At 54.8% G+C, this 22,194-nt stretch carries 22 protein-coding genes; 19 read left to right on the top strand and 3 right to left on the bottom strand.

From position 1 onward, the window contains the following. Positions 1-329 precede the first annotated feature (329 nt). From Q7T06_RS12830 to Q7T06_RS12740, 19 genes are all read left to right on the top strand, one after another. Complete coding sequence (locus tag Q7T06_RS12830) at positions 330-1,847, top strand: CoA-acylating methylmalonate-semialdehyde dehydrogenase (RefSeq protein WP_304785194.1); 1,518 nt, start codon at positions 330-332, stop codon at positions 1,845-1,847. Between the two features lie 118 nt (positions 1,848-1,965). Next, entirely contained in the window at positions 1,966-3,588 is a 1,623-nt protein-coding gene (locus Q7T06_RS12825) for a GMC family oxidoreductase (RefSeq protein WP_304785193.1), read from the top strand. 32 nt (positions 3,589-3,620) lie between these two features. Then, positions 3,621-4,382, top strand: a complete 762-nt coding sequence (locus Q7T06_RS12820) for a TSUP family transporter (RefSeq protein ID WP_304785192.1) — start codon at positions 3,621-3,623, stop codon at positions 4,380-4,382. A gap of 129 nt (positions 4,383-4,511) precedes the next feature. Next, positions 4,512-6,449 carry a tRNA uridine-5-carboxymethylaminomethyl(34) synthesis enzyme MnmG gene (gene mnmG, locus Q7T06_RS12815; RefSeq protein ID WP_304785191.1) on the top strand — a complete coding sequence of 646 codons (1,938 nt, stop codon included), beginning with the start codon at positions 4,512-4,514 and terminating at the stop codon, positions 6,447-6,449. Continuing rightward, the gene (rsmG, locus tag Q7T06_RS12810) at positions 6,446-7,108 is read left to right on the top strand and encodes a 16S rRNA (guanine(527)-N(7))-methyltransferase RsmG (RefSeq protein WP_304785190.1); all 663 of its coding nucleotides are present in this window, start codon (positions 6,446-6,448) and stop codon (positions 7,106-7,108) included. Before mnmG ends, rsmG begins: the two co-directional genes overlap by 4 nt. Then, the gene (locus Q7T06_RS12805; RefSeq protein WP_304785189.1) at positions 7,105-7,656 is read left to right on the top strand and encodes a lipocalin family protein; all 552 of its coding nucleotides are present in this window, start codon (positions 7,105-7,107) and stop codon (positions 7,654-7,656) included. The genes rsmG and Q7T06_RS12805 overlap by 4 nt, the downstream gene beginning before the upstream one ends. A 61-nt stretch (positions 7,657-7,717) precedes the next feature. Next, positions 7,718-8,488, top strand: a complete 771-nt coding sequence (locus Q7T06_RS12800) for a ParA family protein (RefSeq protein ID WP_304785188.1) — start codon at positions 7,718-7,720, stop codon at positions 8,486-8,488. A gap of 59 nt (positions 8,489-8,547) precedes the next feature. Then, positions 8,548-9,447 (top strand): ParB/RepB/Spo0J family partition protein, encoded by a 900-nt coding sequence (locus tag Q7T06_RS12795; RefSeq protein WP_304785187.1) that lies wholly within the window; start codon positions 8,548-8,550, stop codon positions 9,445-9,447. A gap of 292 nt (positions 9,448-9,739) precedes the next feature. Further along, complete coding sequence (locus tag Q7T06_RS12790) at positions 9,740-10,078, top strand: ATP synthase subunit I (protein WP_304785186.1); 339 nt, start codon at positions 9,740-9,742, stop codon at positions 10,076-10,078. Between the two features lies 1 nt (position 10,079). Beyond that, positions 10,080-10,925: a F0F1 ATP synthase subunit A gene (atpB, locus tag Q7T06_RS12785; protein WP_304785185.1), complete on the top strand. Its 846-nt coding sequence runs from the start codon at positions 10,080-10,082 to the stop codon at positions 10,923-10,925. Between the two features lie 92 nt (positions 10,926-11,017). Continuing rightward, positions 11,018-11,263, top strand: a complete 246-nt coding sequence (gene atpE, locus Q7T06_RS12780; protein WP_011872763.1) for a F0F1 ATP synthase subunit C — start codon at positions 11,018-11,020, stop codon at positions 11,261-11,263. 66 nt (positions 11,264-11,329) lie between these two features. Next, positions 11,330-11,800 (top strand): F0F1 ATP synthase subunit B, encoded by a 471-nt coding sequence (locus tag Q7T06_RS12775; protein WP_304785184.1) that lies wholly within the window; start codon positions 11,330-11,332, stop codon positions 11,798-11,800. Between the two features lie 2 nt (positions 11,801-11,802). Continuing rightward, complete coding sequence (locus Q7T06_RS12770) at positions 11,803-12,336, top strand: F0F1 ATP synthase subunit delta (protein WP_304785183.1); 534 nt, start codon at positions 11,803-11,805, stop codon at positions 12,334-12,336. A 50-nt stretch (positions 12,337-12,386) separates the two neighbouring features. Then, positions 12,387-13,922 (top strand): F0F1 ATP synthase subunit alpha, encoded by a 1,536-nt coding sequence (atpA, locus tag Q7T06_RS12765; RefSeq protein WP_304785182.1) that lies wholly within the window; start codon positions 12,387-12,389, stop codon positions 13,920-13,922. A gap of 27 nt (positions 13,923-13,949) precedes the next feature. Next, positions 13,950-14,819, top strand: coding sequence for a F0F1 ATP synthase subunit gamma (gene atpG / locus Q7T06_RS12760; RefSeq protein ID WP_304785181.1), 870 nt, complete (start codon positions 13,950-13,952; stop codon positions 14,817-14,819). An 83-nt stretch (positions 14,820-14,902) separates the two neighbouring features. Continuing rightward, positions 14,903-16,303: a F0F1 ATP synthase subunit beta gene (gene atpD, locus Q7T06_RS12755; RefSeq protein ID WP_304785180.1), complete on the top strand. Its 1,401-nt coding sequence runs from the start codon at positions 14,903-14,905 to the stop codon at positions 16,301-16,303. 83 nt (positions 16,304-16,386) lie between these two features. Beyond that, on the top strand, positions 16,387-16,809 hold the full coding sequence (locus tag Q7T06_RS12750; protein WP_304785179.1) for a F0F1 ATP synthase subunit epsilon: 423 nt from the start codon (positions 16,387-16,389) through the stop codon (positions 16,807-16,809). A 71-nt stretch (positions 16,810-16,880) separates the two neighbouring features. Next, complete coding sequence (locus Q7T06_RS12745) at positions 16,881-17,333, top strand: CoA-binding protein (RefSeq protein WP_304785178.1); 453 nt, start codon at positions 16,881-16,883, stop codon at positions 17,331-17,333. A gap of 2 nt (positions 17,334-17,335) precedes the next feature. Further along, a complete protein-coding gene (locus Q7T06_RS12740; RefSeq protein ID WP_304785177.1) occupies positions 17,336-18,145 on the top strand; it encodes a PPK2 family polyphosphate kinase in 810 nt (269 codons plus the stop codon). Between the two features lie 42 nt (positions 18,146-18,187). On the opposite strand, the gene Q7T06_RS12735 is transcribed toward Q7T06_RS12740, so the two are convergent. The 3 genes from Q7T06_RS12735 to Q7T06_RS12725 are packed head-to-tail and all read right to left on the bottom strand — an operon-like array spanning position 18,188 to position 21,795. Then, the gene (locus tag Q7T06_RS12735) at positions 18,188-18,886 is read right to left on the bottom strand and encodes a PepSY-associated TM helix domain-containing protein (RefSeq protein WP_304785176.1); all 699 of its coding nucleotides are present in this window, start codon (positions 18,884-18,886) and stop codon (positions 18,188-18,190) included. Between the two features lie 3 nt (positions 18,887-18,889). Beyond that, on the bottom strand, positions 18,890-19,606 hold the full coding sequence (locus Q7T06_RS12730) for a DUF4198 domain-containing protein (protein ID WP_304785175.1): 717 nt from the start codon (positions 19,604-19,606) through the stop codon (positions 18,890-18,892). Between the two features lie 59 nt (positions 19,607-19,665). After that, on the bottom strand, positions 19,666-21,795 hold the full coding sequence (locus Q7T06_RS12725) for a TonB-dependent siderophore receptor (protein WP_304785174.1): 2,130 nt from the start codon (positions 21,793-21,795) through the stop codon (positions 19,666-19,668). Positions 21,796-22,194 lie beyond the last annotated feature (399 nt).

The following is a 22,194-nucleotide window of genomic DNA, read 5'->3' as shown; positions in this document are numbered from 1 at the left end:
AACCGGTTTTAAGGTAATTGTTTATATATATGTTTAGTAGTAATAGTTAACACCGGTGCTTTTCTGTGGATAAGCGACTAAAACAAAAGGAAATCAAGTACTTGGGAAGAGGATAAAGCCTGCATAAAGGCGGTATTGTAGAAGAACAGATTCTGCATAAAAAACCTGGCCGACGGCGTGCGCACTTTATGCACAAGCTATCCCCGTTTTGTACACAGGCTTATCCACAGTATATTATTTCAGTTCAGCAATAATCAGCATGGTAATCTGAAGTACTGATGCACTGTCTATCGTGATTGAAAACCATCATTTTCAAAGGATTCTTTATCATGGGTACTCCTATTCTAAAGCTTGAACATTATATAAATGGTCGCCTGGCAGACACGGATGGCGGCCGGCAGCAGGAAGTGTTCAATCCTGCAACCGGCGAGGTGAGTGGACACGTCGTGCTGGCCAGCAATGACGATGTGCAAGCTGTGGTGGCTGCCGCCAAGCGTGCGTCCCCTGCATGGGCTGAGACGGCGCCGCTGAAGCGCTCACGGATCTTGTTCAAGTTCAAGGCGCTGATAGAGAAATATCACGATGACCTTGCTGCCGCGATTACCCGTGAACACGGCAAGATATTTTCCGATGCCAAGGGTGAAGTCACGCGCGGGCTGGAAGTAGTCGAATTTGCCTGCGGCGTACCGCAATTATTAAAGACGCAATTCTCCGACAATATCGGTGGTGGCATAGATAACTGGAATTTGCGCCAGCCGCTGGGCGTGACGGCAGGTATCACACCTTTCAATTTTCCCTTCATGGTGCCGATGTGGATGGCGCCGGTTGCGCTGGCCACCGGCAATACTTTCATCTTGAAGCCATCCGAGCGCGATCCTTCACCCTCATTGATGGTGGCTGACTTGCTGCACCAGGCGGGCTTGCCGGATGGCGTTTTCAATGTATTGCAGGGCGACAAGCTGGCGGTTGACGGCTTGCTGGCCCATCCAGACGTCAAGGCGATTTCCTTCGTCGGTTCTACACCGATAGCGGAACATATCTATTCCAGCGGTACACAACGCAAAGGTGCTTATCCCTTGCGTGTGCAGGCACTGGGCGGCGCCAAGAACCACCTGGTGGTGATGCCGGATGCCAACCTTGAGCAAGCGGTGGATGCTTTGATAGGCGCCGCTTATGGCTCGGCTGGCGAGCGTTGCATGGCGATTTCAGTCGCGGTGGCGGTCGGCAGCATCGCCGATAAATTGGTCGATGCCTTGATCCCGCGCGTGAAATCGCTGAAGGTCAGAAACGGCATGGATGCCGATGCAGAAATGGGGCCGGTGGTCAGCGCAGTACATAAAGCCAAAATTGAAGGTTATATAGATGCCGGCGTCAAGGCGGGTGCAAAGTTACTGGTAGATGGACGCAACTTGGTGGTGGATGGACACAGTAAAGGCTTTTTTATCGGCGGTTGCCTGTTTGATCGGGTCACGCCGGAAATGACTATTTATCAGGAAGAAATTTTTGGTCCGGTTTTATGTGTAGTGCGTGTGCCAGATTTTACTGCCGCGCTTGATTTGATCAATGGCCATGAGTTTGGCAACGGCGTTGCCTTGTTCACCTCGGATGGCAATACCGCGCGCGAATTTTCACGTCGGATAGAAGTCGGCATGGTCGGCATCAATGTGCCTATCCCGGTGCCTATGGCCTGGCATTCTTTCGGCGGCTGGAAGCGCTCGATGTTTGGCGATACCCATGCGTATGGCGAAGAGGGCATCAAGTTTTATACGCGCTATAAATCGATCATGCAGCGCTGGCCTGAATCAATAGCCAAGGGTGCTGAATTCACTATGCCCACCACTAAATAAGGCAGCCAGAGTCCTTGCTGCAAATTATCGCGCTTGTCAGTCGACAGTAAGCCCCATCGTCAATGATGGGGCTTACTTATTGGAACATCTTGCAACAACAACACTAACGTTAGAGACAATGGCAGAATCCGCAGGGAAGTACGACTACATCATAGTCGGGGCAGGGACCGCTGGCTGCGTGCTGGCCAACCGGCTGACGCAAGACAAGAATGTCTCGGTATTGTTGCTGGAAGCCGGCGCCAAGGATGATTACATCTGGGTCCATCTCCCGATAGGTTTTCGGCACATGATAGACAATCCGCGCACGGACTGGCGTTACCACACGCAGGCAGAAGCGGGCTTGAATGGACGCAGCGTCTTGTATCCGAGCGGCAGGATTTTGGGCGGTTCTTCCGCGATCAACGGAATGATTTACCAGCGCGGCCAGGTGCAGGATTATGATCGCTGGGCTGACGCTAGCGGCGATGCAGGCTGGCGCTGGGATCAGTTATTGCCGCTATTTAAGAAAAGCGAAGATTATGCGGAAGGCGCAGATGATTTCCATGGTGCCGGTGGCGACTGGCGTGTGGAAAAACAGCAGATGCGCTGGGATATCCTGGATGCTTTCCGTGAAGCCGCTTTTCAATCCGGCGTCCCGAAGATTAACGATTTCAACCGGGGTAGCGCCGAGGGTTGCGGCTATTTCGATATCAATCAAAAAAACGGTTTGCGCCTGAATACGGCCAAGGCTTTTTTGCGCACGATTACCCGGCGCGGTAATCTGGACATCATGACCGGCTCCCAGGTCCGGCGTCTGATCATTGCGCAGACGGAGCAGGGTAGCGTATGCACAGGGGTGGAATTCACCGGCGGTGGCAAGGAGTGGGTGGCGGATGTTTCACGTGAAACAATCCTGGCGGCGGGTGCATTCGGCTCGCCGCAAATCCTGCAGCGTTCCGGGATAGGGCCTGCCAGCTTGCTGCAGGAACAGCAGATACCGGTAGTGCAAGACTTGCCGGGTGTCGGTGAAAACCTGCAGGATCATCTGCCCTTGAAGATGGTGTTCAGGGTCGCTGGCGCCAAAACCAGCAATGCCACGATGAATACGATGACGGCCAGCTGGCTGGGCAAGGCGGCCATGGGCTTGCAATATCTGCTCAAGAAAACCGGCCCTATAAGCGCCGTACCGGCACCGCTGGGCGCATTGCTGCGCTCCGATAGTTCGCAAGCCACACCCAATCTGGGCTATCAAATACAGCCATGGTCGCAGGAATCCGCGGGCAGCGCCTTGCATGCTTACCCTGCATTTACTGCCAGCGTCGCGAATCTGAAGCCGACAGCGCGCGGCCAGGTCCGGATCACTGCGCCGGATATGCTCGTTGCGCCAGCCATCCACATGAATTATTTGAGTACGCAGCAAGATCAGGACGTTGCTGCCGCTGCGATACGCCTGACGCGCAAGATCGTTGCGGCACCGGCATTGCAGCCCTATGCATTGCAGGAAATGAGTGGCGGCGATGATTTGTTGCGGTTGGCTGGCGACATAGGTGCGGCTGGCACCAATCCGGTAGGCACGTGCAAGATGGGCGTCGCCAGCGATCCCTCTGCTGTTGTCGATAGCGAGTTGCGTGTGCGCGGCATAGCCGGCTTGCGGGTGGTGGATGCATCGGTAATGCCGCTCATTACGACTGGCGATACAGGTGCCACGACGATAGTGATAGCGGAAAGAGCGGCGCAATTGATACGCGCAGCGCAGCCCTGAGCAGCCATTTCCCCGGATAAGCGCATAGCGACATGGCTGATTACCTGATCCTGGCCGTCGCGGCATTTGTCGCTGGAATGATAGATGCGGTGGTTGGCGGCGGCGGCTTGATACAGCTACCAGCCCTGTTTTCCGCGTTGCCGAATGTCGCGCCTGCAACCCTGCTGGGCACCAGCAAGCTGGCCGGTGTCTGGGGTACGGCGGTTGCCGCAGCCGGATTTGCCCGGCGCGTGAAGCTGCAATGGAGTACCGCAGTGCCGGCGGCTAGCGCTGCATTTGCGCTATCTTTTCTTGGTGCCTATACCGTTACGCATATACCACCAGACTTTATCCGCAAGTTTTTGCCCTTCATCCTGCTGACGGTCGCTGCCTATACCTACAGAAAAAAGGATTTAGGCAGCATTAATGCACCGCTATATACGGGCGGGAAGGAGAGGGCGCTCGCGATTCTGGTCGGCGGGGGCATAGGATTCTATGATGGCTTCTTCGGTCCGGGCACGGGCAGCTTCCTGGTTTTCCTGTTCGTGCGCTTCTTCGGCTTCGATTTCCTCGGCGCATCGGCGGTGGCCAAGGTAGTGAATGTGGCTTGCAATGTCGCCGCCTTGTTGTGGTTTGGCTATAGCGGACATTTGCTGTGGCAACTCGGGGCGCTGATGGCGGTCTGCAATGTGCTCGGCTCCCTGCTCGGGATACGCCTGGCCTTGCTGTATGGGAGCGGCTTTGTGCGCAAACTGTTTTTGCTGGTCGTGTCGGGCTTGATCTTGAAGACTGCTTACGATGCATACCTTGCTTGATAGGCCGCGTCTTTTGTTTCACGTGAAACAAAAGACGATCTAATTCATCGCTAAAACCCGGTTCCGGCGAAATAAGCGCAAAAAGACTTTATAATCTCGCCTCTGCTTACCGTCTCACCGAGGCGCATTATGATTTTTCCTACCAAATTTGATGTCATTGTTATCGGCGGCGGCCATGCCGGGACCGAGGCTGCGCTGGCTTCTGCGCGCATGGGCCAGTCGACCCTGCTGCTCTCGCACAATATAGAAACGCTGGGGCAAATGTCCTGCAACCCATCGATAGGTGGCATAGGCAAGGGCCACCTGGTCAGGGAAGTCGATGCTATGGGCGGCGCGATGGCGCTCGCCACCGATGAAGCCGGCATACAATTCCGCATCCTGAATTCATCGAAAGGCCCGGCCGTACGCGCAACCCGCGCGCAAGCTGACCGCATCCTGTACAAGGCGGCGATCCGCTCGCGTCTGGAAAACCAGCCCAATCTGTGGTTGTTCCAGCAGGCGGTAGATGATTTGCTGGTGGTCGGCGATCGCGTCATAGGCGCAGTTACGCAGGTTGGCATCAAATTCTACGCGCGTGCAGTGGTGCTGACCGCGGGGACTTTCCTCGATGGCAAGATCCATGTCGGGATGAATAATTACCCGGCTGGCAGGGCAGGTGACCCGCCGGCGATTTCGCTATCGGCGCGCCTGAAGGAATTGAAGCTGCCGCAAGGTCGCCTGAAAACCGGCACCCCGCCACGGCTGGATGGCCGTTCCATCGATTTCTCGGTGATGCAGGAGCAGCCGGGCGATCTCGATCCTGTCCCGGTATTTTCCGTCATGGGTACGGCGGCGATGCACCCGCAGCAAATGCCTTGCTGGATTACGCATACAAATGAAAAAACGCACGACATCATACGCGGCGGACTCGATCGCAGCCCCATGTACACCGGTGTCATCGAAGGAGTGGGTCCGCGTTATTGCCCCTCGATAGAAGACAAGATACATCGCTTCGCCGGCAAGGAATCGCACCAGATTTTCCTTGAGCCGGAAGGCTTGACGACCAATGAATACTATCCGAACGGCATTTCGACCAGCCTGCCATTCGATGTGCAACTGGCGCTCGTGCAATCGATGCGCGGCCTCGAGCAGGCGCACATCCTGCGTCCTGGCTATGCAATTGAATACGATTATTTCGATCCGCGCGGCTTGAAAGCCTCGCTGGAAACCAAGGTCATAGGCGGGCTGTTTTTCGCCGGCCAGATCAATGGCACCACCGGCTACGAAGAAGCGGCCGCACAAGGCATGCTGGCCGGCATCAATGCAGCACTGCAGACGCAGGAGCGCGATGCATGGACGCCGCGCCGCGATGAAGCATATCTGGGCGTGCTGGTTGACGACCTGATTACCAAGGGCGTGCTGGAGCCGTACCGGATGTTTACCAGCCGTGCCGAATACCGCTTGAGCCTGCGTGAAGACAATGCCGATATGCGCCTGACCGAGATCGGTCGCACACTGGGTTGTGTCGGCGATGCGCAATGGGCGCTGTTTGAAGCCAAGCGCGAAGCGGTTGCGCGCGAGCTGGAGCGCCTGCGCACGACCTGGGTCAGTCCCCGTATTCTGGCTGAAGCTGAAGCCGAGCGTGTTTTGGGTAAAGGGATAGAGCGCGAGTATGCACTCGCTGACCTGTTGCGCCGCCCGAATGTGACGTATCAGACACTGATGAGTTTGAAGGGCGTGGATGGCCAGGATCTGGGCGGCCCGGGCGTGGTGGAAGACGCGGTGCGCGAGCAAGTCGAGATCCAGTTGAAGTACGCCGGTTACATCGATCGCCAGGCGAAAGAAGTCGAGCGTCACGATCATTATGAAAACCTGAAGCTGCCGGCCGCCTTCGATTACATGGAAGTCAAAGGCTTGTCGTTTGAAGTAAAGCAAAAACTCAGCAAGCACCGGCCGGAAACCCTGGGCCAGGCATCGCGCATGGCCGGCGTGACGCCGGCGGCGATTTCCCTGTTGCTGGTGCATTTGAAAAAAGGCGGTTACAAGGAATTTGCTGTCTTGCCACCGACGACAGAAGCTGCCGCATGAAGAGTTTCGACCGAGCTGCACTGACCGCGATACTGGCTGAAGGCGCGCGCAATTTATCGCTGACGCTGAGCGAAGCGCAACTGACCAGGCTGATCGATTATCTGGCCCTGATGCTGAAATGGAATTCCGTCTACAACCTGACCGCGGTGCGCGATCCGGTACAGATGGTGACCCAGCATTTGCTCGACTCGCTGGCGGCAGTTTCCGCCTTTGACGGCGCGCAAAATGTGCTGGATGTAGGTGCCGGCGGCGGCTTGCCCGGCATCGTACTGGCGATCTGGGCAGCGGAGGCGCAACCCGCGATGCGCATTTCGATGATAGACACGGTACACAAGAAAACCGCGTTCCTGACGCAGGTCAAGGCCGAGTTGAATTTGACCAACGTCAATGTTTACACCGCGCGCGTGGAACAGTGGAATGCGCCGCAGAAATTCGACGTGATCACCTCGCGCGCATTTGCCGAATTATCGGACTTCATCACCTGGTCGCAGCATTTGCTGGCCGATGACGGTACTTTCATCGCGCTCAAGGGCGTGGCGCCGGATGCGGAAGTTGCGCGCTTGCCGGCTGGATGGAAGGTGACAGAAGTGCGTGCGCTGCATGTGCCGACCTTGCAGGCAGAGCGCCATCTGGTATTCATCAAAAGGGAAAAGCCATGAAAAAATACTGCCTGATGGCAGCCTTGCTGGCTGCCGGCTTGTTGAGTAATGCCGCATGGGCGCAGGCGGTCAAGACGGTGCCCGGCGTGGACCTGAATCGCTATGTCGGCAAATGGTATGAAATCGCGCGCTTCCCGAACCGTTTTCAAAAGAACTGCACCGGCAATGTAAGCGCGCAATACAACAGGCGCAGCGATGGCGAAATCGATGTGATCAATCGCTGCAAGGAAGCCGACGGCAAGATGTCGGAAGCCATAGGCCGCGGTCGCGTCGACGATGCGCTGACGAACGCCAAATTGAAAGTGCGCTTTGCGCCGGAATGGCTGGATTGGCTGTCGTTTGTATGGGCCGATTACTGGATCATCGATCTGGATGCCGAATACACTGCCGTCGCCGTCGGCGGCCCGAGCCGCGAATACCTGTGGATCTTGTCGCGCACGCCGGCCATGCCGGCTGCCGCCTATGATGCAATGGTCGATCGCGTGACGGCGCAGGGCTTCGATACCGCAAAGCTGGTGAAAACCAGCCAGGAGCAGGCAGCAAAATAAGGTGAGGGGCAGTAGCGTGATGGGCCTGGAAATTAAATTGACCACTAACTAAAACGAGAACATGGCAAAAATATTTTGTATCGCCAATCAAAAAGGCGGTGTCGGCAAGACCACCACGACAGTCAATCTGGCTGCTGGCCTGGCGCAATTGAACCAGCGCGTATTGCTGGTGGACCTGGACCCGCAAGGCAATGCGACGATGGGGGCCGGCATCAACAAGGCCGAGTTGAAATCATCGATATATGAAGTGCTGCTCGGGATGGCGGACGTGAAGACGGCGCGCGTGAGTTCCGAGGTAGGCAAGTTCGACGTGCTGCCGGCCAATCGCGAACTGGCAGGCGCCGAAGTGGAAATGGTCGAGCTGGACAATCGCGAAAAGCGCTTGAAGGATGCGCTGGCCGCGGTCGATGCAGAATACGATTTCATGCTGATCGATTGTCCGCCCGCGCTGTCTATGCTGACCCTGAACGGCTTGTGCGCGGCGCATGGCGTGATCATCCCTATGCAGTGCGAATACTATGCGCTCGAAGGCTTGTCGGACCTGGTCAACACGATCAAGAAGGTCCATGCAAAACTGAATCCGGACTTGAAGATCATAGGCTTGCTGCGCGTGATGTTCGATCCGCGCATGACGCTGTCGCAGCAAGTGTCGTCGCAGCTGGAGCAGCATTTCGGCGACAAGGTATTCAAGACCATCATCCCGCGCAATGTTCGGCTGGCGGAAGCGCCATCGTACGGCATGCCCGGCATCAACTTCGACCCGGCCTCCAAAGGTGCGCAAGCCTATCTGGCATTCGGTGCGGAAATGGTTGAACGGATCAAGGCAGTATAAATATTTCGGCGCGCAACGCATCGTGGTTGCGCGCCCCATCAATTAAAGAGTTGGAAATCATGGTTACGAAAAAACAAAAAGGCCTGGGGCGCGGTCTGGAAGCATTGCTCGGCGGCGCGACCGATTTCAATGAAGCGATTGCATCCTTGCCGGGTGCGCCATCGATATTGCAGGTGACCGACATGCAAGCCGGCAAATACCAGCCGCGTACACGCATGGATGAGGGCGCATTGAATGAGCTGGCCGCGTCGATCAAGGCGCAGGGTTTGCTGCAGGCCATCCTGGTGCGACCGATAGCTTCGCACAATGGCCGTGACCGTTATGAAATCATCGCTGGCGAGCGCCGCTTCCGTGCGGCGCAACTGGCGGGGCTGACGGAAGTGCCGGTACTCGTCAAGGAAGTCGATGACGAAGCCGCCGCCGCGATGGCGCTGATTGAAAACATACAGCGCGAAGACTTGAACCCGCTGGAAGAAGCGCAAGGCATACACAGGCTGATCGCCGACTTCAACTTCACGCATGAGCAGGCGGCAGGGGCGGTCGGCCGCTCGCGTAGCGCGGTGTCCAATTTGCTGCGTTTGCTGAATCTGGCGAAACCGGTGCAAACGATGCTGATGGCCGGCGATATCGATATGGGCCATGCGCGTGCCTTGCTGGCGGTCGATGCGGCGACGCAAATTACACTGGCAAACCAGGTGGTGGCCAAACGCATGTCGGTGCGCGAAGCGGAAAAACTGGTCGCGCGTTCCACGCTGGAGCAGGCGACCGGCGGCAAGCCGCGCGCCAGCGGCAAGGAAAAATCGCGTGACATCACGCGTCTGGAAGAAGAACTGTCCGACGCGCTGGCCACGCAAGTGGCGATCAAGCTGGGCGCCAAAAACAAGGGCCAGCTGGTAATAGAGTTTGCCGGTCTGGATGCGCTAGACGGCATTATTGCCAAATTGCGCGTTCCTGCTTAGGTCTTGATAGCGCTTGAGCAACGTTGTGCAAGCGCAACAATGGAGGTGCAAGCTGCCGTCGCGCAAAAGCCATGACGTCTATCTTGCGGCATGGGCAGCCGGACAAATAATTCCGCCTGCGGCGCGCGCAGCATCATGCGGGCAGTGATTTTTCATGCAGCAAACGTTTGACGGTGCATAAGGAAAGCCCTTATAATCCCGTGGCTTCATGGAACGCATGACCTAGCTAGTATTCACACCAGTCCCAAGGCTTGATCGCAAGATCGTCCAGGGCTGCACCATTTGGACCAGTATGCTGCCCGTCGTCCTCATGCAACTCGCGACTACGGTAATCGCCAGTATTATTGCCGGTTTGATCGCTGGAATGCCGGCGCTGTATTCGGCGCTGTTGGGTGGGTTGTGCTGCGTGGTGCCAAATGGCTTGTTTGCGCTACGTTTATTTTCCGCTGCGCAAAAATCCGAATCTGTTAATCCGATGACTTTTTTCATCGGCGAGTTTATCAAGATTGCATTGACGATGGCCTTGTTGGCGGCTGTCGTCTGGTTGTACCGCGATTTGAATGTGCTGGCGCTGGTCGCTGCCTTCATCGTGGCACTGAAAAGTTACATTATCTTATTATTTAGGCACTGACATGGCGACTGAAATGGCTACTGCAGGAGCGGCGAATCACGCAGCACCGACCGCTTCCGAATATATCGTCCACCATCTGGGGCATTTTTCCACCAAGCACCAGGACAAGATAGTCGATTTTTCTATCATCAATATGGACACGATTTTCTGGTCTGTATTTGCCGGTGTCGTTGGTTGTTTTTTCATGTGGCTGGCAGCACGCAAGGCAACGTCTGGCGTGCCAGGCCGTTTCCAGGCTGCAGTTGAAATGGTCGTCGAAATGGTCGACAACCAAGCTAAATCGATAGTCCACGGCGACCGTACTTTCATCGCGCCACTGGCATTGACCGTATTCGTCTGGGTTGCGTTGATGAACTCGCTGGATTTCCTGCCAGTCGATATGTTCTCGGCCTTCTTCCATTTCGTCGGCATCGATCACATTTTCCCGTATCACCGCGTAGTTCCTACCGCCGACTTGAACGGCACGATGGGTATCGCACTCGGCGTGTTCGCGCTGATGATCTTCTACAACATCAAAATCAAGGGTGCTGGCGGCTTCATACATGAGCTGTTCGCTGCACCGTTTGGCATCTGGCTGGCACCGTTCAACCTGTTGTTGAACATGATCGAATTCGCAGCGAAAACCGTTTCCCTCGCGATGCGACTGTTCGGCAACATGTACGCCGGCGAATTGCTGTTCCTGTTGATTGCCTTGCTGGGTTCGACCGCAACCGCGTTCGGTTTCTTCGGCCATGTCGTAGCAGGTACTTTGTGGGCAATCTTCCACATCCTGATCGTCTTCCTGCAGGCATTCATTTTCATGATGCTGACGCTGGTGTATATCGGCCAGGCGCATGAAGGGCACTAAGATTTTTGAAATTGGTTTTGGAATTGCAGTAACAGTACGCTCCGTTTTTTAGTATTAATTTTTGATTTAACTTTAACTTTGAAGGAATTGTCATGACTGATCTCTCATTTGTAGCGCTGGCTTGTGGTTTGATTATTGGTCTGGGCGCAATCGGCGCTTGTATCGGTATCGCAATCATGGGTGGCAAATACCTTGAGGCTTCTGCTCGTCAACCTGAGTTGATGAACACATTGCAAACCAAAATGTTCCTGCTGGCTGGTCTGATCGATGCTGCGTTCCTGATCGGTGTCGGTATCGCCATGTTGTTTGCATTCGCTAACCCGTTCATCGCTAAGTAATTCGGTCGTTGACCGGTTTCACGCTGAAGACGTTTTCGGCACACGTTACTTAGAGAAGGAATTACCATGAACTTAAATGCAACCCTGATTGCGCAGTTCGTGGTCTTCTTCATCCTGGCAGGCTTCACGATGAAATTCGTGTGGCCGCCATTGATGAATGCGCTCGACGAGCGCGCCAAGAAGATCGCGGACGGTTTGGCAGCTGCCGAACGTGGCAAGTCTGATCTGGCAGCCGCTGAAAAGCGCGCCCAGGCAGAACTGACATCTGCGCAAGAAGCAGGTCAAAAGCGTATCGGCGATGCCGAAAAGCGCGGCCAAAGCATAATCGACGAAGCCAAGAAAACAGCCGCTGAAGAAGCTGCGCGTATTATCGCGACAGCCAAAGCAGATGCAGATCAGCAAGTAACCCAGGTACGCGAAGCATTGCGTGACCAGGTCGCTACCCTTGCAGTCAAAGGCGCTGAGCAAATTCTGAAACGTGAAGTCAATGCTGCTGCACACGCCGATTTGTTGAAGCAACTGAAAGCCGAGCTGTAATCATGGCCGAACTCGCAACGATTGCCCGTCCTTACGCAGAAGCTCTGTTCCGTGTGGCGAAAGCCGCCGACTTGAATGGCTGGTCTACCCTGGTTGCCGAAATGGCTCAGGTTGCTGCGCACCCCGATGTTTATGCATTGGCGCACAACCCGAAAATCTCGGACGACCTGGTGAGCAGCACATTCATCGCGGCGCTCAAATCGCCGGTTGGCGCTGAAGCGAAAAACTTCATCAACATGCTGGTGCAAAACGACCGCCTGACGCTGTTGCCGGAAATCGCGACGCAGTTTCACGCATTGAAAAATGCGCAGGAAGGCGCCGCTGATGCAGAAATCGTCAGCGCGTTTGAACTGTCGGCTGCACAGTTGACCGAGCTGGTCGCAACGCTGGAAAAGAAATTCGGCCGCAAGCTTAATCCGACCGTCGCCGTTGATGGCGAACTGATCGGTGGCGTGCGTGTCGTTGTCGGTGATGAAGTGCTCGACACCTCGGTGCGCGCGAAACTGCAACAGATGCAAGTTGCGTTGACTGCGTAATCGTCGCCCGGGCCTAGCCTAAGCTACAGAGAAAAATTTTAGGAGTTTATATGCAACTCAACCCGTCTGAAATCAGCGAACTGATCAAGAGCCGCATCCAAGGCCTTGGCGACACCGCTGAGATTCGCAATCAAGGCACGGTCATTTCCGTGTCCGACGGTATCTGCCGCATCCACGGTCTGTCCGACGTCATGCAAGGCGAGATGCTGGAATTCCCAGGCAATACTTTCGGCCTCGCGCTGAACCTGGAACGTGATTCCGTCGGCGCCGTTATTCTGGGCGAATACGAGCACATCTCCGAAGGCGATACGGTTAAATGTACCGGTCGTATTCTGGAAGTGCCTATCGGTCCTGAACTGCGCGGTCGCGTCGTCAATGCACTCGGTCAACCGATCGACGGCAAAGGTCCGATCAACACCAAGCTGACAGCACCAATCGAAAAAATCGCACCGGGCGTTATTGCACGTCAATCGGTCGACCAGCCTATGCAAACCGGTATCAAGGCGATTGACGCCATGGTGCCAGTTGGCCGCGGTCAGCGCGAATTGATCATTGGCGATCGTCAAACCGGTAAAACGGCTGTTGCGATCGATGCGATCATCAATCAAAAAGGTCAGAACGTAACGTGTATCTACGTTGCTATCGGCCAAAAAGCATCGTCGGTCAAAAACATCGTTCGTTCGCTCGAAGCGCACGGCGCGATGGAATACACGATCGTTGTTGCCGCTACCGCTTCGGAATCCGCTGCGATGCAATTCGTTTCGGCTTACTCCGGTTGCACGATGGGCGAATACTTCCGCGATCGCGGTGAAGATGCGCTGATCGTGTATGACGATTTGTCGAAACAAGCTGTCGCGTACCGTCAAGTGTCGCTGCTGTTGCGCCGTCCACCAGGCCGCGAAGCGTATCCTGGCGACGTGTTTTACCTGCACAGCCGCCTGCTCGAGCGCGCAGCACGCGTCAACGTCGATTACGTCGAAGCTTTCACCAAAGGTGAAGTCAAGGGCAAAACCGGTTCGCTGACAGCTCTGCCTATCATTGAAACGCAAGCTGGCGACGTTTCCGCATTCGTTCCAACCAACGTGATTTCGATTACCGACGGTCAGATCTTCCTGGAAACATCGTTGTTCAATGCCGGTATCCGTCCTGCGATCAACGCCGGTATCTCGGTGTCGCGCGTTGGTGGTGCTGCACAAACCAAAGTCATCAAGAGCCTGTCCGGCGGTATCCGTACCGATCTGGCGCAGTATCGTGAATTGGCTGCGTTTGCCCAGTTCGCTTCGGATCTGGATGCATCGACCCGCAAGCAACTCGATCGCGGCGCACGTGTAACCGAATTGTTGAAGCAGGCTCAGTACGCTCCATTGTCGATTTCGTTGATGGCGGTTTCGCTGTTCGCGGTCAACAAGGGTTACTTCGATGATATCGAAGTCAAACGTGTACTCGCATTTGAATCAGGTCTGCACGGTTTCATGAAGTCCAGCCACGCAGCATTGCTGCAAAAAATCGAAGACACCAAGAAGCTCGAGAAAGATGACGAAGCTGCATTGGCTGCCGCGATTGCTGATTTCAAAAAATCGTTCTGATTCCGGGGCTATAAGGAGTAATAACTCATGGCTTCAGGCAAAGAGATACGTGGCAAGATCAAGAGCGTAGAAAATACGAAGAAGATCACCAAGGCGATGGAAATGGTCGCCGCATCCAAAATGCGCAAGGCGCAAGACCGGATGCGCGCGGCTCGTCCGTACAGCGACAAGATTCGTAATATCGCTGCCAACCTGTCGCAAGCCAATCCGGAATACACACACCCGTTTCTGGTGAAGTCGGATGTGTCGAAAACGGTAGGTTTCATCATCGTGACGACTGACAAGGGTTTGTGCGGCGGCATGAACACGAACTCCTTGCGTATCGTGACGACCAAGCTGCGCGAGTTGGAAGCGCAAGGCAAGAAAGTCGAAACCGTTGCTATCGGCAATAAAGGTTTGGGCTTCCTGAATCGTATCGGCGCACGCGTTGTGTCGCATGCGGTGCAAATCGGTGACACCCCGCACCTGGACAAGTTGATTGGCCCGGTCAAGGTGATGCTCGATGCGTATCAGGAAGGCAAGCTGGACGCAGTGTATGTCGTGTACACCAAGTTCATCAACACGATGAAGCAAGAGCCGATGATGGAGCAGTTGCTGCCATTGGCTGCTGACAAGTTGACGGCAGATACCGATTCGCTGGCATGGGATTACATCTACGAGCCGGATGCGCAAACCGTGATCGATGAATTGCTGGTGCGTTATGTTGAGGCGCTGATTTTCCAGGCAGTTGCTGAAAACCTCGCGTCCGAGCAATCGGCTCGCATGGTGGCGATGAAATCGGCAAGCGACAATGCCGGTAGCGTGATTGGTGAATTGAAGCTGGTCTATAACAAGACGCGTCAAGCTGCGATTACGAAAGAACTTTCCGAGATCGTTGCCGGTGCGGCTGCGGTTTAATTAGATTGCGGGACAGCGTTAGCGCAAGCGACGCGCTGTTCTCAACAACCAGATTTTAAATTTTATATATTGAAGGAACGAAAATGGCTGATGGCAAAATCGTTCAGTGTATCGGCGCGGTGGTGGACGTTGAATTTCCCCGCAATGCGATGCCTAAGATTTACGATGCCTTGAAGATGGCAGGCTCCGAACTGACGCTGGAAGTACAGCAACAGTTGGGTGACGGTATTGTCCGTACTATTGCGCTCGGTACTTCCGACGGTTTGCGCCGCGGCATGATCATTCAAAATACCGGTCATCCAATCACGGTACCAGTCGGCAAGGCAACACTCGGCCGCATCATGGACGTGCTGGGTAACCCTATCGACGAATGCGGTCCGGTCAGCCATGAACGTACAGCATCGATCCACCGTAAGGCTCCTGCTTACGACGAACTGTCCCCTTCCACCGATTTGCTGGAAACAGGCATCAAGGTTATTGACCTGGTTTGCCCGTTCGCAAAAGGCGGTAAAGTCGGTCTGTTCGGCGGCGCTGGTGTAGGCAAGACCGTCAACATGATGGAATTGATCAACAACATCGCTAAAGCGCACAGCGGCTTGTCCGTGTTCGCTGGTGTCGGTGAGCGTACTCGTGAAGGTAATGACTTCTATCACGAGATGGCTGACGCTAAAGTGGTTGATCTGGAAAATCCGGAAAACTCCAAAGTAGCGATGGTCTACGGTCAAATGAATGAACCACCAGGCAACCGTTTGCGCGTTGCGTTGACTGGTTTGACGATGGCTGAAGCATTCCGTGACGAAGGTAAAGACGTCTTGTTCTTCGTCGATAACATCTATCGCTTCACACTGGCCGGTACTGAAGTATCCGCTCTGCTGGGTCGTATGCCTTCGGCTGTGGGTTATCAACCTACGCTGGCTGAAGAAATGGGCCGTCTGCAAGAACGTATCACTTCGACCAAAACCGGTTCGATCACATCGATCCAGGCCGTCTACGTTCCAGCGGATGACTTGACCGATCCATCGCCAGCAACTACGTTTGCTCACCTGGATTCCACCGTTGTTCTGTCGCGTGACATCGCATCGCTCGGTATCTACCCAGCGGTTGATCCACTCGATTCGACATCACGTCAATTGGATCCACTCGTCGTTGGTCAAGATCACTACGACACAGCGCGCGCTGTTCAGGGTACCTTGCAACGCTACAAGGAATTGCGCGACATTATCGCGATTCTGGGTATGGACGAACTGGCACCGGAAGACAAACTGCTGGTCGCACGTGCTCGTAAGATGCAGCGTTTCCTGTCGCAGCCGTTCCACGTTGCTGAAGTGTTTACCGGCGCGCCTGGTAAATACGTTTCGCTGAAAGATACGATCAAGGGCTTCAAAATGATCGCGTCGGGCGAACTCGATCACCTGCCGGAACAAGCGTTCTACATGGTAGGCACTATCGAAGAAGCAATCGAAAAAGCGAAAAAACTCAACTAATCGTTGAGCCGGTTACGCAGTGTTCATCGCTGCGTAACCCGCAGGTTCGTATCGATCTTAGCACGAAGAAATAAGGTTCTAACATGGCACACACAATGCGCGTAGATGTAGTCTCCGCCGAAGAAGCGATCTTCTCCGGTGAAGCGGAATTTGTCGCGCTGCCGGGTGAATCAGGCGAACTCGGTATTTTGCCGGGACATACGCCGCTGATCACACGCATCCGACCAGGTGCAGTACGCATCAAGATTGCCGGCCAGGCTGAAGATGAATTCGTCTTCGTTGCAGGCGGTATTCTGGAAGTGCAGCCGCATGCAGTAACGGTACTGGCTGACACCGCGATCCGCGGTGCAGATCTGGATGAAGCCAAGGCAGCGGAAGCGAAAAGATTGGCCGAAGAAGCATTGGTCAACAGGGAATCGAAAATTGACTACGCGCAAGCGCAGGCCGAATTGGCCAGTGCGATCGCGCAGTTGGCGGCGATACAAAGATTGCGCCAAAAGCGTTAATCTGGAAATGTAGTTCCGCATACAATGAAGGGCAGCTCAGGCTGCCCTTCTTGTTTTTGGAAAAAGAAATCATGAATCAAAATCCACAAGTCATAGATAAGATTCTGGCGGAAACGCGGGTCATCGCGGTGGTCGGCCTGTCTCCGAAACCGGACCGTCCCAGCCATGAAGTAGCCGCCTACCTGCAACGCCACGGTTATCGCATCATTCCCGTCAATCCGGCATGTGCAGGCACTCACATACTCGGCGAGCATTGCTATGCGACGCTGACACTGGCCGCCGCCGCTCTGGCGGAACAGCAAACCCGCATTGATCTGGTCGATGTATTCCGCAAGTCGGAATTGGTAGGGCCGATCGCAGATGAAGCGATTGCGGTCAGGGCCAGGGGCTTGTGGCTGCAAATCGGCGTGATCAATGACGCGGCAACAGACAAGGCGCGCGCTGCCGGCCTCGATGTGGTGGCCGATCGCTGTACCAAAATCGATCACGCGAGATGGCGTGCCCGGCAACCCCAACAAGGATGAAGATGGCTAGCGCCCAGCAACTGTTCCGTGCAGGAAAAAATCAAAAAGTCGTGGATGCAGCGGCTGGCGAGAAGCCTTTGTCCAGCGGCGACAAGGCGCAGGATAAAGTACAGGTCGAAAAGATGGCGCAGCAGATCGCCGAGCTGCAAGACATCCTGTATGCCGAGCGCAAGCACAAGATACTGATCGTGTTGCAGGGCATGGATACCTCCGGCAAGGATGGCACGGTGCGCGGCGTACTGGGCAAGATAGATCCCCTGGGCGTACGAAGCATCGCCTTCAAGGCGCCGAGCCCGCCGGAACAAGCCCACGATTTCCTGTGGCGCATCCATCAGCAAATGCCAGGACAGGGCGAGTTCGTCATCTTCAATCGCAGCCACTATGAAGATGTACTGGTCACGCGCGTGCATGACTGGATAGACGACAAGGAGTGTGCGCGGCGCTATGCACACATCCGCGACTTTGAACGGATGCTGAGTGAAACCGGTACCGTGATCCTGAAATTCTTTTTGCACATATCTAGCGACGAGCAAAAGCAAAGGCTGGAAGAGCGCATAGCCGATCCGGACAAGCACTGGAAATTCGATCCCAACGACCTGGAAGAGCGCAAGTTCTGGCCCGAATATCAGCGCCTGTATGCGCAGGCAATAGCAGAAACTGATGCCGACCACGCTCCCTGGTACGTGATCCCGGCAGATTCAAAAACGCATCGCAATCTGGCGATTGCGACCGTCATACTGGAAACCTTGCAGAAATTGAAACCTGCCTACCCGCCCGGGAATCCGGAATATGCGAAGCTGAAAGTCATCTAGCAGGTCGCGGACTTGAAACGCTGCGCGATATGGCAGTGGTCTTTACACAGACCACATGAACCAGACGCCAGCCAGCAGCGCGCCGACGCTGGTCATCACGGCGATGCTGCGCACGGTGTGCAATTGGGTCCACAGCAGCAAACCGGTAATCGACAACAAAATCAGACTGCCGGCTATCGTATCGGCCAGCAAGACCCAGAATGCGCTCACGCCGACAGACTTGTGCAGTCGCGTCAACGTCCCTATCGGCGTCGCATCGACATGATCAAGTTTAATGAAACGATTGCCGACAAAATATTCGGCAGATACACCGCGATCGGGCCGGTTCAATGAAATGGTCCAGCGCTCGGGTTGTTGCAACTCGCGGCCATCCCATACGACTTTTCTGGCTGGATGGGATTTGACGGCGGCCGGGGCTGTGGGGACAAAATTCAATTCATTCTGCAGCCATGCCGACATTTCTTCGGGGCTGGAAAAATCATGCGCCGGCAGCGTTAGCTGCGCGCTGGTCTGTATGGTTTGCGTGACGGGAATCTTCAGGATTGCGCGATGATTGAGCAGGATGCCGGTTGCACCGAACAGCAGGCCGAACACGGCACCCCACAAGCCGACATACAAATGGATTTTCCGCAGCCATGTGAGAAATATTGCGCGCCTGCTGCGCTGGCGCTTGTTCGAGCCAGTGGCAGACAAGGATACGGATGCGCCATCACGCTTGCGGAAAAGTATGTCGGAACTCATTACTTATTCCATTACATACCTGGGCGGGCGTACCGGTCCTGCATGGGCGCCGCTCTTTTTGGTAAAGGTATAGGTCAGGTGATTGCGCAGATTGTCATACTGCTGGCCCGAAAACTCGCCTGTAGTGCGATCGATATGCAATACATGCACAACATACTGCCCGTGCCATGGCGTATTGATTTCGACTGCGCCCTGCGCATCAGTCTTGTGTTCCTGCATCCATGTATTCGGCGCAATCACTTCAAGCTTGGCATTTTTCAGCGGCTGTCCACGGTATAGCAAAATAAAGGAATTTGGTTTGCTGCCTTGCGTGATATCCAGCGCCAGCGGCGAGGTCGTACCAGCGGCTAAAGGCAGGCCAAGGCGCGCATAGTAATTGGACTTCGCCATACCAAGATTGCTCTTGCTCAGATCGGCCACGGCTACTGATTCTTCCCGTGCCAATACGGTGGCTGCCTTGCCGCTGGCGATAGCCAGATGGTTTGCATTGCGATGGAGCTCAAGCGGCGCAACCTTGTCAGCCGTGAACGCTTGCGGGGCCGCAATTCGGTCCAATTTGCCGGGGCTTTTTTCTTTCAATTGCGCGTCGACTTCGCCGTAATACAGCGATGCGCCTGCCTTGCCGGATTCCAGCCAGAGGTAATGTGCTTGTGCCATGCCGCTGGCTAGTAGCGATGCGCAGCAGGCTGCGGCGAATATCGGTTTGATGAAGTTTTTCATGGTTTTCCAATTTTTTACAGTTTTGCCCACAAGCGAAAATGGTCGTGGGCATGTCGCTATCAGAATGCGTAACGTGCGGTCAGGGTTGCAGAGCGTGGCGCGCCAGGCAGCAGCGAATTCGCCACACTGCTGTGGGCCGATGCAATATATTCTTTATCGAAGATATTGTAGATATTCAACTGCAGATCGAAGCCCTTGATTTTGTACGAGACCATCGCATCCATGGTTGTATAGCTTGGTAATGTGACGGTGTTGTAAGTGTCGGCAAAGCGGGTGCCGACATAGTTAAGGCCCGCACCGGCAGTCCAGTTTGGCGCCAGCCCTTTCGTCAACCATACGTTGCCGCTATGCTCCGGCGTCACCGAGGCATTTTTCCCCTGTGCGGCAATGCCGTCCGCCACGCCGGCGACGTTTTTGCTAACCGCGCTGGATTTGCTGATCTTTGCATCCAGATAAGCGTAACCGGTCGACATTCTCCAGCCGTTGGACAAATCTCCAGCAAGCGTCAGCTCGATACCATTGGTGCGTTGTGTGCCTACCGCGGTCGTAACACCTGCAGGGTTGGTGGTAGTCATGTTGCTGCGTTCCAGATTGAACAAGGCCGCAGTCGCAGTTGCCTTGCCATCAAACAAATCTATCTTGGTGCCGATTTCCTTGCTGATGGTTTCTTGCGGCGCAAACACTGCATTGGCTGCAGTCAGATTGAAATTTTCTGCCGATGGCTGGAATGATTTGCTGACCGAAGCATAGTAAGACTGCGTGGTGGATGGTTGATATACAACACCGGCGCGCGGGCTCCATGCGTTATCGGTGCGGCCAGGTATGTTGGCTACCCGTACTTCTTGCTTGAAGGAGTCGTAGCGGATGCCGAGCAAGGCTTTCCATTTGTCAGACAGGGAAATCAGATCCTGGACATAAGTACTGGCAGTAGTGCTGCTGCCGGTATTTGATGATGCTGCTGTCACGGCCAGATTTGCGGTGCTGGCGCTGGGAGCGACGGGATTAAACGCATCGACGGCCACGGCCGTTCCTGAGCGGACCAGTTGCGTCCGGTCTTGCACGCCGAACTCGACGCCATACAAGATCTGGTGCGCCATGCCGGCCAGTGTAGTGTTTTGCGTCAATTCGGTTTGGTTGAATACGCCATGCTCATCGCGCGCAATCGCACTGCGCGTCCGCGCTACCTGATAGCCCGAAGCAAAAGCCGCATTGGCTGTTACCGCACCTGGTATGGTGTTGACGCGATCAAGCTTGTATTGGTAGTAACGGAAGGCATTGCGGATCGACCATTCGCTGTTGAAGCGATGATCGAGGGCAATGCTGCCTGCGCTGACAGTTGCTTCTACCGAATCGGCATCGCGTGCGTTCGCTGCGCCATAGTAAGTTTTAGGATCGACCTTGATAGGCAGGCCATTGAATGACGGAATGCCAAAGTCGGTGACACGTTTGTCATGCAGATATTCAGCTTGCAGCAAGAGGCTGGTATCAGCATCGATTTTGATTTTCATTGAAGGGGCGAACGCTTCACGCTCCAGGAATTGCTGGTCGCGGAAACTGTCTGCACGTTCGACGGCACCCGTGATGCGGAATGAAATATTGTTGTCTTCGAGATTGCGTGCAATGTCGAACTCGCCGCGACGTTGATTCCAGCTGCCCACTTGCAAGCTCGCTTCATTCTTGTCGATGCCAGGTTTTTTGGTGATGCGATTGATCATGCCGCCCGATGAGCCGCGACCGTACAGTACCGATGCCGGGCCTTTGACGACTTCGATTTGCTCGATGTTCGACATATCGCGGAAATACAGGGCGTCATCACGGATGCCATCGATAAATTGATCGCCGATCGAAGAGAAGCCGCGGATGAATACCTGATCGCGCTGGCCATCGCCATGAGTGAGGCTCACACCGGGCACGGATTTCACCGCATCTTCCATGGACCGCACACCCTTGTCGCGCATCAATTCCTGTGTAATGACATTCACCGTTTGCGGGATGTCGCGCAAAGGCGCGTTGATCTTGGTCGCGCTGGTCGCAGTTGTCGGATTGTAGGATGGTTCGTTACCTTGTACCGTCACTGCGGGCAATGTTGCCTCGGCCGGCGTGGTTTGCGCAAAGGCCGCTTGCTGCATCAGGGGAAAAGAAAACGCAGCCAGCAAAGCGGCTGTCAGGGGGGTAAGGCGGTGATTCATTACTATCCTTTAGTCAACTGGAGTATTAGCTGGCTATCGGATAAAACCGCTTGGCTTGCCGGGAAATTATTGTGTACGAGAAAATTGTGCCGGTAAAAGTTGGACTGTGGCGGCCGACTATTTAATGAATGCACGTGTTACACGGCGGAATTATAGATGAGAACAGTTATCATTACAATATCCGGGCGGTGCAGTGTTGCTTCTTTGCACATGCTCTGGCAATGTCACTGCGACGGGGCCCAGCTGGGGAAGGATTTGCTGAAGATGGAAAGAATTGCCGAAAAATTCCTGGGGCATTGAAGCTGCGGAAAATTGCTATCGATGTAACTGGGGACAATGTGCAGACCCTGGAACGCAAGGCTGCGTAAGAGTTGTATAGGACGCAGGAAATTTTTCCTG

Origin of the sequence: Herminiimonas sp. (genome assembly GCF_030645555.1) — a bacterium.
Lineage (GTDB): Bacteria > Pseudomonadota > Gammaproteobacteria > Burkholderiales > Burkholderiaceae_D > Oxalicibacterium.
The sequence above is the reverse complement of the archived record's forward strand: the minus strand, read 5'-3'. Positions and strand labels throughout refer to the sequence as shown.